The organism is Nostoc sp. UIC 10890 (assembly GCF_054786515.1).
This window is the reverse complement of sequence record NZ_JBSGKF010000001.1, coordinates 2,846,466-2,858,961: the sequence shown is the minus strand read 5'-3', so window position 1 is coordinate 2,858,961 and position 12,496 is coordinate 2,846,466. Positions and strand designations below refer to the sequence as shown.

The following is a 12,496-nucleotide window of genomic DNA, read 5'->3' as shown; positions in this document are numbered from 1 at the left end:
TGGAACGCCCGATACATACAGCAAAACCATAAAACTTACCAATTGTTATTCTTTGTAAATTAAAATGGTTAATCTATTGACTTTTAGACAAATAGTTTGACGTTAAAAGGCAGATAAGACGGTAATTTCAGCAATATTCCACCAAGTTTGAATTATTGTTAAAATATCTCCAACAAAGTGCAGGTGAAGACTCTATAATTCAACGAGAAACAACTCTCCACATAGGGTCTTCATCGCGGCTTCAGTAAAATTCTGAGTATCCGGTAATGGTTCACTTTGTGGTATTCATGATTCCTCATTCCTTATCAAGAGAGGAGGTCAAATGACAATAAGTCCTCCGGAGCGAGAGGAAAAAAAGGCAAGAGTAATCGTCGATAATGACCCAGTTCCAACCTCATTTGAGGCATGGGCAAAACCTGGACATTTTGACAGATCCTTAGCCAGAGGTCCCAAAACCACCACATGGATTTGGAACCTGCACGCACTCGCCCATGATTTTGATACACATACAAGCGATTTAGAAGACATATCCCGCAAGATATTCTCAGCCCACTTCGGCCACTTAGCCGTAGTGATGGTTTGGTTGAGCGGGATGATTTTCCACGGCGCGAAGTTTTCTAACTACGAAGCTTGGTTAAGCGACCCATTGAACGTTAAACCAAGTGCCCAAGTTGTTTGGCCCATTGTCGGGCAAGACATTTTAAACGGTGATGTTGGCGGTGGTTTCCACGGTATTCAAATCACCTCCGGTTTGTTCCAAGTATGGCGTGGCTGGGGGATTACAAACTCCTTCCAGCTTTACTGCACAGCGATCGGTGGATTGGTATTAGCAGGCTTGTTCCTATTTGCCGGCTGGTTCCACTACCACAAACGCGCTCCCAAACTGGAATGGTTCCAGAATGTGGAGTCGATGCTGAATCACCACTTGCAAGTACTGCTAGGTTGTGGTTCCTTGGGATGGGCAGGTCACTTAATCCACGTGTCCAATCCGACCAACAAGCTTTTGGATGCAGGTGTTGCTCTCAAAGACATCCCCTTGCCCCACGAGTTCATCTTGAACAAAGACTTGTTGACCGAGTTGTATCCCAGCTTTGCTGCTGGTTTAGCACCTTTCTTCACCTTGAATTGGGGTCAGTATGCTGACATCCTGACCTTCAAGGGCGGTCTGAACCCAGTAACAGGTGGCTTGTGGATGACTGACATTGCTCATCACCATTTAGCGATCGCAGTTCTCTTTATTGTTGCTGGTCATCAATACCGTACCAACTGGGGTATTGGTCACAGCATTAAAGAGATCCTAGAAAACCACAAAGGTCCTTTCACTGGTGAAGGTCACAAAGGTCTCTACGAAAACCTGACCACATCTTGGCACGCTCAGTTGGCTACTAACCTAGCCTTCTTGGGTTCGCTGACCATCATCATCGCGCATCACATGTACGCGATGCCCCCCTATCCATATTTGGCAACTGATTACGCTACACAGTTGTGCATATTCACTCACCATATTTGGATTGGTGGCTTCTTGATTGTTGGTGGAGCGGCTCACGCTGCGATCTTCATGGTGCGGGATTACGATCCAGTTGTGAATCAAAACAACTTGCTGGATCGGGTGATTCGTCACCGTGACGCGATTATTTCTCACCTGAACTGGGTGTGTATTTTCCTTGGCTTCCATAGCTTTGGACTTTACATCCACAACGACACAATGCGTGCATTGGGTCGTCCTCAAGACTTGTTCTCTGATACAGGGATTCAATTGCAGCCAGTATTTGCCCAGTGGATACAAGGTATCCACGCCTTGGCTCCTGGTACAACTGCACCTAATGCCCTAGAACCAGTTAGCTATGTCTTTGGCGGCGGTGTTTTAGCTGTTGGCGGTAAAGTGGCAGCTGCACCCATTGTTTTGGGCACAGCGGACTTCCTAATTCACCACATTCACGCTTTCACCATTCACGTCACCGTTCTAATTCTGCTCAAAGGTGTGCTGTACGCCCGTAGCTCTCGTCTGATTCCAGACAAAGCAAACTTGGGCTTCCGCTTCCCCTGCGACGGCCCCGGTCGTGGCGGTACCTGTCAAGTCTCTGGTTGGGATCACGTATTCCTCGGACTTTTCTGGATGTACAACTCCCTGTCTATTGTAATTTTCCACTTCAGTTGGAAGATGCAATCAGATGTCTGGGGAACCGTAGATGCAGATGGTACTGTGACTCACATCACTGGTGGTAACTTTGCCCAAAGTGCTATTACCATCAACGGTTGGTTGCGGGACTTCTTGTGGGCGCAAGCTACACAAGTCATCAATTCCTATGGCAGTGCGCTGTCTGCCTATGGTCTACTCTTCTTAGGCGCTCACTTTGTCTGGGCATTCAGCTTGATGTTCCTGTTCAGTGGTCGCGGCTACTGGCAAGAACTGATTGAGTCCATTGTTTGGGCGCATAACAAACTGAAGGTAGCACCAGCAATTCAGCCTCGCGCTCTGAGCATTATTCAGGGTCGGGCTGTAGGGGTAGCTCACTACCTCTTGGGAGGAATTGCCACAACTTGGGCATTCTTCCATGCACACATCCTTTCAGTAGGGTAGCAATCAGTTATTGAGTGCTGAGTGCTGAGTACTGAGTGCTGAGTGTTGAAAAAATACTCAAAACTCAGAACTCAGGACTCAAAACTCAGGACTCTAGACGCTGATATTTGATGGCTAAAGGTCAGAGGATTTATTAAACCTATGGCGACAAAATTTCCGAAATTTAGCCAGGATCTCGCACAGGACCCGACGACTCGTCGGATATGGTATGCGATCGCTACAGGCAACGATTTTGAAACCCATGATGGCATGACGGAAGAAAATCTTTACCAAAAGATTTTCGCAACTCACTTCGGTCACTTGGCAATCATCTTCCTGTGGGCATCCAGCCTCCTGTTCCACGTAGCCTGGCAAGGTAACTTTGAACAGTGGATTAAAGATCCCCTTCACATCCGTCCCATCGCCCATGCGATTTGGGACCCCCACTTTGGTAAACCAGCGATCGAAGCTTTTACCCAAGCGGGCGCTAGCAATCCGGTAAACATTACCTACTCTGGTCTTTACCATTGGTGGTATACCATCGGTATGCGGAATAACGGCGAACTGTACAACGGTTCAGTGTTCTTGCTATTATTCGCTGCTGTATTACTGTTTGCTGGTTGGCTGCACTTGCAACCCAAGTACCGTCCTAGCTTGGCATGGTTTAAGAGCGCGGAACACCGCCTAAACCACCACTTAGCAGGTTTGTTTGGTGTTAGTTCATTGGCATGGGCTGGTCACTTAATTCACGTTGCTGTCCCCGAAGCTCGCGGTCAGCACGTAGGTTGGGATAACTTCCTAAATACCCCACCCCATCCAGCCGGTTTGACACCATTCTTTACAGGCAACTGGGGTGTTTACTCTCAAAACCCTGACACTCCTGGACATATCTTCGGGACATCGCAAGGTGCAGGAACTGCAATTCTGAGTTTCTTGGGTGGTTTCCATCCCCAGACAGAAGCTTTGTGGTTGACTGACATAGCTCACCACCACCTAGCGATCGCAGTTTTATTCATCGTTGCTGGTCACATGTACCGGACAAACTTTGGGATTGGTCACAGTCTCAAAGAAGCATTAAACGCCAAGAGTTTCTTCGGCATTCCTGTTGAAGGCCCGTTCAACCTACCTCACCAAGGTATCTACGACACCTACAACAACTCCTTGCACTTCCAATTGGGTTGGCACTTAGCAGCGCTAGGTGTTGTTACTTCCCTGGTAGCGCAGCACATGTACTCCATGCCTTCCTACGCATTTATTGCGAAGGACTACACAACTCAGGCAGCGTTGTACACGCATCACCAGTATATTGCTGGATTCCTGATGCTTGGTGCTTTTGCTCACGGAGCAATCTTCTGGGTACGTGACTACGACCCAGAGCAAAATAAAGGCAACGTACTTGACCGCGTATTGAAGCACAAAGAAGCGATTATTTCCCACCTCAGCTGGGTATCCCTTTTCTTGGGCTTCCACACCCTTGGTTTGTACGTACACAACGACGTAGTAGTTGCTTTCGGTACTCCTGAAAAGCAAATCTTGATTGAGCCAGTATTTGCTCAATTCGTCCAAGCTGCTAACGGTAAAGTACTGTACGGTTTAGATGCTTTGCTATCTAACCCCGATAGTATTGCTTACACAGCATGGCCTAACTACGCTAACGTTTGGCTTCCAGGTTGGTTAGATGCCATCAATGCTGGTACTAACTCCCTGTTCTTGACAATTGGCCCTGGCGACTTCTTGGTTCACCATGCAATCGCTTTAGGTCTGCACACCACCACCTTGATCTTGGTCAAAGGTGCTTTGGATGCCCGTGGTTCTAAGCTGATGCCCGATAAAAAGGACTTCGGCTATGCCTTCCCTTGCGACGGCCCCGGTCGTGGCGGTACTTGCGACATCTCAGCATGGGATTCCTTCTACCTCGCTACATTCTGGATGCTCAACACCATTGGTTGGTTGACCTTCTACTGGCATTGGAAACATCTAGGTATTTGGCAAGGCAACGTAGCTCAGTTCAATGAGAACTCTACATATCTCATGGGCTGGTTCCGCGATTACCTCTGGGCTAACTCTGCTCAGTTGATTAACGGTTACAACCCCTACGGCGTGAATAACCTGTCTGTCTGGGCTTGGATGTTCTTGTTTGGACACCTAGTTTGGGCTACTGGCTTCATGTTCTTAATCTCCTGGAGAGGTTACTGGCAAGAGTTGATTGAAACCCTTGTTTGGGCACACGAACGCACTCCTCTAGCTAACCTAGTTCGCTGGAAAGACAAGCCCGTGGCTCTGTCCATTGTTCAAGCTCGTGTAGTTGGTCTAGCTCACTTCACTGTTGGCTACGTCGTAACTTACGCAGCATTCTTGATTGCTTCTACTGCTGGTAAGTTCGGTTAATTCGGCTGCTAGTTTTGTAGATAAGTAATAAAAATCCCCTGCCGCAAGGTGGGGGATTTTTTTATTTAGCGGGCAAGATGCCCAGTTTATGAGATAGAACTCATAAAAGATTGTCGGGTGCTGGCGTTCGCAATGATAGCTTTTATAGGAAACTAAAAATACAGCTAGCTTTTGAATAAACTTGTTGTAAAAAAACCATATCATTTACCCTAGGAGTTATTACCCTAGGAGTTATCAAATGTCCCTTCCCGAAATTACTCAAAAGCTATTAGCCGCGAAACAAGAAAAAAAACTAAGCTTTGCCGATTTGGAAAAAGTTATCGGACGTGATGAAGTATGGATTGCTGCTTTATTCTATCGGCAAGCTAGTGCTTCCGAGGAAGAAGCTAAGTTACTAGTTGAAGCATTGGGGTTAGATGGTAGTTATATTAAAGAATTGACTGAATATCCTATAAAAGGATTAGGCCCAGTTGTACCAACTGACCCATTGATTTATCGTTTCTACGAGATTATGCAAGTTTATGGTTTCCCCATTAAGGAAGTAATTCAAGAAAAGTTTGGTGACGGGATTATGAGTGCCATTGACTTTACCTTAGATATAGAAAAAGAAGAAGACCCCAAAGGCGATCGCGTTAAAATCATTATGTCTGGTAAATTTTTACCATACAAAAAGTGGTAGTGTTTCAGTCTTACTTATTTCAGGAGTATATTCTCATCCACAGGGATACAAAGTTAATATACTCCGCTGCGTTAATTTGCACTTTCTTCTGTGTCCCTATCCTACGGGAAGGCGTTCGCGTAGCTTCTCGTAGAGAAGCGCCTATGCGTTAAAAAATAACTGTTAAAATTAAATCTTGGAACAATACCAAAACAAGTTATAACTAGAAAAAATGAGATGATTTTATAAATCTTGCAAGAAGAACCAATAACGCCACCAAAAGAAATAATTTTTAATCCCTATTATACCCAGCAGAACGGAGCAGCATATTTAGGTGATAGCCTTAAACTTATTAAATTCATTGATGATAATAGTATTAATTTAATTATCACATCACCTCCGTTCGCACTCACCCGCAAAAAAGAATACGGTAACGAAACCGCTGAAAAATATATTGAGTGGTTCCTACCTTTCGCATCTGAATTTAAAAGAGTACTCACAGAGAATGGCTCATTCGTACTAGATTTAGGCGGCGCTTACCTACCTGGTAATCCCGTGCGGAGTATCTACCAATATGAACTTTTAGTGAGGTTATGCAAAGAAGTAGGTTTCTTTCTCGCTCAAGAATTTTACCACTATAATCCGGCTCGACTGCCAACCCCTGCTGAGTGGGTGACAATCAGGCGAATTCGCGTCAAAGATTCAGTCAATACAGTTTGGTGGTTGTCTAAAACACCGCATCCTAAAGCAGATAACAGAAAAGTTTTAAAGCCCTATAGCCAAAGTATGAAACAATTACTCAAAAATGGTTATAAAGCAAAAATACGTCCTAGTGGACATGATATTTCTGATAAATTCCAAAAGGATAACCAGGGTGCAATTCCCCCGAATTTGCTAGAAATTGCGAATACTGAATCTAATAGTGCTTATTTACGACGCTGCAAAACAGCAGAAATTAGACCCCATCCAGCACGTTTTCCTCAAGGGTTCGCCGAGTTCTTCATCAAATTCTTAACTGATGAAGGTGATATGGTATTAGATCCATTTGCAGGTTCTAATACAACCGGCTTTGTTGCTGAAACTCTGCAACGCCGATGGATTTCTTTTGAAATTAATGAGAATTATGTAATGGGAAGTCATTATCGATTTGGCGAATAACCAAATTAAGTGAAGAGTCAGGAGCAAGAAGTTAAAATTTATAACTCATAACTCATAACTCATAATTACTCACTTAAATTTCTCCATTTACCTGCATTTGATGAACTTGATCCGCTAGCTCTTGACGACCTTGATCATCTAGTTTGTCAATAGCTAACATTCCCATGAGAATAACTTCTTTTAGGGTCAAACGTGTCGAATGTGCCTGTTTTTGCACAATCTCTTTAATAATGGGACTGACACCAATCGCTGTACTAGCTCTAGCCACGTAATAAAAGGAAAACACTAATGATTCAGCCTAAATCTTAGCACTTTCAATGAGGTTATTCTCTAGAGGTAAAACTTAATTTAAATGTGTTTCAACTCATACTTCAATGAGTAAACATAAATTTTAAAATTACGTATATAGGACTAGTATTTTATTCTTGAAATACACGTAGAGTATGTATTGCCAAGAGTACGTCACTACAAGCTTGGAATGGTGCGTTACTCTCTGCTAACACACCCGTGTATCTTAGAAGAAGTGGTAGACTTGATGCTTGCTCACTCAGGACACATCATCGTATGATATCAATATTCTAAACAGTCAAACTTTTGCCTATTCCTCTAGAATTTCCACTAAGTCTTCAATTGTCACATCAAAGGTGCGAGCTAATTTGTGGATAGCAGTAAAGTCAACTGTCATCATTCCAGGACGACGCGCATAACTTCTAACTGTGCTGTAAATTACCCCAGAACGGTCAGAAACTTCTTTTAGTGTCCATCCTTTCTCTTTTGCTAGTTCTCGAATCTTTAATCTGACTAATCCCATATTTGATAACTGATGCATTTGCACCGCTTAATTTAATATGAGAAATTAAAAAGGGTAGACGTGTGCTTCTGCAAAAAAGCAAGCTACATGGAGCGTATCGTAGAGAAACCGCTTGTGGTCAGACATCGCCTCTCCGTCTAGCAAACTCTCATGCGATCGCTACAATTTACTGAAATCTAGAAACATGAAATCAAATGGTTATTTCCTATATTACCAATATCAAAAGCAAAAGCCTCTGTCCTGAGATACTCAAAAATTACTCACTAATCACCAAGTTTGCAAACACTTACAATATTTGTGACAACTGAGTTGTGGAAAGTGGTCGGTTGATGACAACAATGCTTTCAGTAGAAAGATTCTCACAAAAGAGACTTCTATACCACCGAGAAAACCGTACTTTAAAGAGATCGTAAATTGTCAAATATAATCTCGTGAACACGCTTTACAGAACTATACAGTGTAAATAAGAATAATAACTTAACCGAAGTAAAATTTTCCTGAATACAGGCAACTAATGCTGTCATAGGGAAAAGCAGTGAGTAGAGGAGAGAGAAAACGATGAGGGACCCTTATCTGTTGGCAGCAGGCTTGTTAACAGGATTAGCAATACCAGCATCGGCTCTTCCACATTTGTCAATTGTCCTGCCCGAAAGTTCTAAATTCCTGTGGGATTTAAAACAGGGTTCGCAGGCAATAGTCAGTACAAAAATTATCCCCAACGTTGATCTCTCCTTACCAGAACTCAGCGGTCAAGCGTTCCAACCCCTAAAAAGTTCGCAGCCAACAGTAGGTGAGAAAAACGTCCCTAGCGTACCAGAATTCAGCAGTCAGGGATTACCAGCCGCAACAGAGTCACTAATCAACCCTAGCGCCCAAGCAACTAGCCTCTTATTGACATCTGGCAATCAGCTTTACTACCAAAGATTGGCGGCTCTGAAAACAGGTCAGATTTATACACGCGTAAATAGTGATAATTTGCAATCATTGTGGGAGTCGATCAAGAAACGTCAACTAACTTATGACGACTGGAAAAGTTTATTAGCTTTAGAAGCGAGAGCGATCGCTCAAGGTCAAGGTGCCAATCATCTAAGTATCTTAGTTGGTGATTCTTTAAGCATGTGGTTTCCTAAAGAAAAACTACCTGCTGGTAAATTGTGGCTAAATCAAGGCATATCTGGAGATACTTCCAGTGGTGTTTTAAAAAGATTAGGAGCATTTTCGGCAACACGGCCAAATGTAATTTACATTATGGCTGGGATTAACGACTTACGAAAAGGTGATAGCGATCAAGCAATTTTGCGTAATTATCGCCGGATTGTCCGTCGTTTAAGGCAGACTCATCCCCAAACTCAAATCATTGTCCAATCAATTTTGCCGACTCGCCTACCAAAACTTTCCAATAGCCGCATTCGTAACATCAACACACAACTAACCCTGATTGCCAAACAAGAAGGCGCTAATTATCTAAATATTTATAGCTGGTTTACGGATATGGAAGGTAATTTGCGCCCAGAGTTGACTACAGATGGATTGCACCTGTCTCAAGAAGGATATGATGTGTGGCGAACAGCACTACAGCAGATAGAATACAAGCTCACTCAGCGTGAGTAATTGAGCGATCGCTTGGCCGACATTTGGAGCGATGTCTACGACGGGCTGCGCCTACGCAATTTTTACATTTATGGAAGTTACTGACAGCGATACCATCAACATCCGTTCTGTAATTGAACACCAATTGGCAGCCTTTAAAAAGGATGATGCCCAAGGTGCTTTTGCCTTCGCTAGTCCAGCAATTCAGGCGCAATTCGGAAACCCAGAAAATTTTATGCAGATGGTAAAGACAAGCTACCCGGCAGTATACCGTCCTCGTTCTGTTTTTTTTGAAAAGGTAACAACCATCCAGGGAAACATAACTCAACCAGTGCTGCTACTTTCTCCTGATGGAGTTCCCTTGAGGGCTTTATATTTTATGGAAAAACAGCCCGATAATATCTGGAGGATTAACGGTTGCTTTCTAGTTTCTCTAGAAGGTAAATAAATTAAAAATATTATGCTTTAACGCCCAAAGCTTCCCGATTCAAAACCTGATTCAACTTACCGCTACGATAACCTTCCAAATCTAAGGTTACATAGATAAATCCAAAATCTTGGAATGCAGAAACTAATGTTTGTAAATCATTAGTCAACACAAACTCTTTAATTTGTTCTGGTGGTAATTCAATGCGTGCTGTATCCCCTTCCGATCGCACACGCAAATTCTGCCAACCTAGCTTTCGCAGATAAATTTCTCCTCTACCAACTCGTTGCAACTTAGTGACAGTAATCTCTTCACCGTAAGGAAACCGAGAACTGAGGCAAGGTTGAGCAGGTTTATCCCACCAAGGTAAACCAAGTTGTTGTGAAAGTTGGCGAACTTCAACTTTGCTTACACCCACTTCTGCTAAAGGCGATCGCGCCCCTCTTTCCTTAGCCGCCTGAATTCCTGGGCGATAATCATGCAAATCATCAGCATTTACCCCATCCACTACATAGGGATAACCCAACTCTAAAGCTAAAGGTTTGAGAGTGTCGTGCAACTCACTTTTGCAAAAATAACAGCGATTAACCGGGTTAGAGGTGTAATTGGGATTTTCCATCTCGTGAGTATGGACGATTTTATGAGGAATCCCAATAGTTGCAGCTTGAATTTTGGCGTCTTCCAACTCTTCTGGCAACAGCGAAGGAGAAACAGCAGTTACAGCCAAAGCGCGATCGCCCAAGACATCATAAGCAATTTTGGCAACCAAAGTGCTATCAACGCCCCCAGAGTAGGCAATCAACGCCTGCTCCATTTCTTGAAATAAAGCTCTTAATTGCTCAAATTTTTCTGTCAGCATCATTTCCCAATCCTGCCAAAACCCTATAGCACCCAATAAACACTATTGTAGTCATTAGTTATTGGGCATTGGGCATTGGGCATTGGGCATTGGGAATGGGTTATTTATTCTCCCTCTGCCTCTCTATATTGGCGGTTTGCTGTACTTAGCCACCAGACTGGCTAAAAGTGGTAAATCAATTGGTTTAGAAATATAGTCATTTACACCAGCGGCTAGACAAGTTTCGCGATCGCCTTTCATTGCCATTGCTGTTTGAACAATTACCGGAATCGTCCGATATTGTGGATGTTCTCGCAGTTGTTGCACCAAGTTAAGACCATTTCCATCTGCTAGATAAACATCCATTAAAATCACCACAGGCTCTAACTCAGTTAGAGTTTCCCACATCTCGGCAGCATTCTTAACCCAAGTCACTTGATATCCCAATTTACGTAGATAAATTTGCATCAAATCAGCGTTGGGTAAGTCATTTTCTACCAGCAAAATTTCTACAGAAGAACTAGGGGTGAAAGGCAGAGGAAATGAGGAAAATTTTGCTTCCCTTGCTCCCTCATCTTCCCCTACTTCCTCATCTCCTCCCACTCCCACCTCTTGCTTAAGGGGAAGTACGAGGGTAAAACGGGAGCCGCAATCTACTTCAGATTCAACTTTCACCGAACCACCATGAATTTGGGCAAGTTTCTGAGTAACTGCTAAACCCAAACCAGTACCTTCAACACCATCAGCTACGGCCTTGGCAATTTGGAAATAGGGTTGAAACAGTTGAATTTGGTCTTCTTGGGAAATGCCACTGCCAGTATCCCAAACTGTAAAATGCACAGATACACCTTTGGAAACAACCTGTAAACCAACACTTCCTTTACTAGTAAACTTTAGGGCGTTGAAGAGTAAATTCAACAGCATTTGCTTGAGTCGTAAGGGGTCAGCTACTAGGGTTGTGATATCAGGTTCAAGTTCTAAGCACAGTTTCAAACCCTTATTAGCGGCTTTCTCTTTCACCAGTGCCAAAACGTTGCTACACAGCACTGGCACATCTACTTTTTCCCACTGCACTTCCAGCTGATTTGCTTCAATTTTAGAGAGATCCAAAATATCATTAATCAGAGCTAGCAGGTGCTTGCCGCTAGACTGAATGATATTTAAATACTCTTGCTGGCGTTCTCTAGTTGGTTCGTACCCTGGAGCTAAAAGCAGGTGGGTAAAACCAATAATGGAACTAAGTGGTGTGCGAATTTCGTGACTGGTATTTGCCAAAAACTGATTTTTGAGTTGATTGGTGCGCTCCAATTCTTGATTAGAATTACTTAACTGTTGATACCGTTGCTCCCAAGATAGGATGTGTCTAAGTTGTACCAAAGCTGTAGTACAGTACTTGGCAGACCTTGCCATCAATTGTGATCTGAGTTGAGCTTGTGATTTTATGAACGACTCACGATCAGAGCTTAGGGGCGTTGCGGCGATAATTAGCCAACCCATGACGCTGCCAGAATCATCAGCCAACCGCCAAGCGCTGGGTGGTTGTTGATTCTCAAGCTGTTGCAAATCTTCGAGTTTTATGGCCTCTTGCAATCTCAACAGCAGCTTTTTTTCTGCTGTCAGCACTTCTAGAAATAAAGGTTGTGAGTTTGGGGATGGAGAACGAGAAATATAGCAAACTGTGGCAACAGTTTCTTGTGGTTGAAACAGAGCGATGCCTACGGCACAATCTGCAAGCACCAAATTACTACTGTTAACAGCACTGTTAATTTCGTTAACCACAGTTTGGAGAATTTCCGCTTGTGCGGCTCCTGCCTGTGGGACAGTGTTACAAGCAGAAAGCAGGCAATCATTAAGGCGACTTTGCAACTTGTTCAAGCTGCTCTCCAGCCACAGCTGTGCGCGAAGTTGCTCAATTGTTCTCAAAAGTTTTGGCGTTACATCTATCTGTGAGTTCTGGTCTGATAAGCTTGAATACTGCTGCATGGTCAACTAGACCGCTGAACAAGTTTAGCTTTGCATAAAAATCCGAATAGGATTCTATGTATATTAGCCGACAATTCTTTTTT

Annotated in this window: 10 protein-coding genes; 6 read left to right on the top strand and 4 right to left on the bottom strand. The window is 43.5% G+C overall.

All coding sequences use genetic code 11. The features are described from left to right. The first annotated feature begins 322 nt into the window (after positions 1-322). The 4 genes from psaA (at position 323) to ACWATR_RS11320 (ending at position 6,764) form a co-directional block, all read left to right on the top strand. Positions 323-2,581 (top strand): photosystem I core protein PsaA, encoded by a 2,259-nt coding sequence (gene psaA, locus ACWATR_RS11335; protein WP_069070058.1) that lies wholly within the window; start codon positions 323-325, stop codon positions 2,579-2,581. A 141-nt stretch (positions 2,582-2,722) separates the two neighbouring features. Beyond that, positions 2,723-4,948: a photosystem I core protein PsaB gene (psaB, locus tag ACWATR_RS11330; RefSeq protein WP_069070059.1), complete on the top strand. Its 2,226-nt coding sequence runs from the start codon at positions 2,723-2,725 to the stop codon at positions 4,946-4,948. A gap of 238 nt (positions 4,949-5,186) precedes the next feature. Further along, complete coding sequence (gene cynS, locus ACWATR_RS11325; protein WP_460332284.1) at positions 5,187-5,627, top strand: cyanase; 441 nt, start codon at positions 5,187-5,189, stop codon at positions 5,625-5,627. A 231-nt stretch (positions 5,628-5,858) separates the two neighbouring features. Beyond that, positions 5,859-6,764, top strand: coding sequence for a DNA-methyltransferase (locus ACWATR_RS11320; RefSeq protein WP_460332282.1), 906 nt, complete (start codon positions 5,859-5,861; stop codon positions 6,762-6,764). Positions 6,765-6,837: 73 nt separating this feature from the next. Here ACWATR_RS11320 and ACWATR_RS11315 read toward each other — a convergent pair whose 3' ends face one another. Further along, on the bottom strand, positions 6,838-7,032 hold the full coding sequence (locus tag ACWATR_RS11315; protein ID WP_073640193.1) for a hypothetical protein: 195 nt from the start codon (positions 7,030-7,032) through the stop codon (positions 6,838-6,840). A gap of 330 nt (positions 7,033-7,362) precedes the next feature. Further along, positions 7,363-7,575 carry a helix-turn-helix domain-containing protein gene (locus tag ACWATR_RS11310; RefSeq protein ID WP_460340350.1) on the bottom strand — a complete coding sequence of 71 codons (213 nt, stop codon included), beginning with the start codon at positions 7,573-7,575 and terminating at the stop codon, positions 7,363-7,365. A 558-nt stretch (positions 7,576-8,133) separates the two neighbouring features. On the opposite strand from ACWATR_RS11310, the gene ACWATR_RS11305 reads away from it, so the two are divergent. Then, positions 8,134-9,186 (top strand): SGNH/GDSL hydrolase family protein, encoded by a 1,053-nt coding sequence (locus tag ACWATR_RS11305; RefSeq protein ID WP_460332280.1) that lies wholly within the window; start codon positions 8,134-8,136, stop codon positions 9,184-9,186. 70 nt (positions 9,187-9,256) lie between these two features. Next, a complete protein-coding gene (locus ACWATR_RS11300) occupies positions 9,257-9,613 on the top strand; it encodes a DUF4864 domain-containing protein (protein ID WP_460340347.1) in 357 nt (118 codons plus the stop codon). A gap of 10 nt (positions 9,614-9,623) precedes the next feature. Here the strand turns inward: ACWATR_RS11300 and larE are convergent, their stop codons facing one another. Together larE and hrmK are read right to left on the bottom strand one after the other, a co-directional pair. Next, on the bottom strand, positions 9,624-10,451 hold the full coding sequence (gene larE, locus ACWATR_RS11295) for an ATP-dependent sacrificial sulfur transferase LarE (protein WP_460340344.1): 828 nt from the start codon (positions 10,449-10,451) through the stop codon (positions 9,624-9,626). Between the two features lie 123 nt (positions 10,452-10,574). Next, positions 10,575-12,413 carry a hybrid histidine kinase/response regulator HrmK gene (gene hrmK, locus ACWATR_RS11290; protein ID WP_460332278.1) on the bottom strand — a complete coding sequence of 613 codons (1,839 nt, stop codon included), beginning with the start codon at positions 12,411-12,413 and terminating at the stop codon, positions 10,575-10,577. Positions 12,414-12,496: the final 83 nt, after the last annotated feature.

Coding starts and splice junctions, on each gene's coding strand:
- psaA (WP_069070058.1), top strand. CDS start 323: ATGACAATAAGTCCTCCGGAGCGAGAGGAAAAAAAGGCAAGAGTAATC.
- psaB (WP_069070059.1), top strand. CDS start 2,723: ATGGCGACAAAATTTCCGAAATTTAGCCAGGATCTCGCACAGGACCCG.
- cynS (WP_460332284.1), top strand. CDS start 5,187: ATGTCCCTTCCCGAAATTACTCAAAAGCTATTAGCCGCGAAACAAGAA.
- ACWATR_RS11310 (WP_460340350.1), bottom strand. CDS start 7,575: ATGGGATTAGTCAGATTAAAGATTCGAGAACTAGCAAAAGAGAAAGGA.
- ACWATR_RS11305 (WP_460332280.1), top strand. CDS start 8,134: ATGAGGGACCCTTATCTGTTGGCAGCAGGCTTGTTAACAGGATTAGCA.
- ACWATR_RS11300 (WP_460340347.1), top strand. CDS start 9,257: ATGGAAGTTACTGACAGCGATACCATCAACATCCGTTCTGTAATTGAA.
- larE (WP_460340344.1), bottom strand. CDS start 10,451: ATGCTGACAGAAAAATTTGAGCAATTAAGAGCTTTATTTCAAGAAATG.
- hrmK (WP_460332278.1), bottom strand. CDS start 12,413: ATGCAGCAGTATTCAAGCTTATCAGACCAGAACTCACAGATAGATGTA.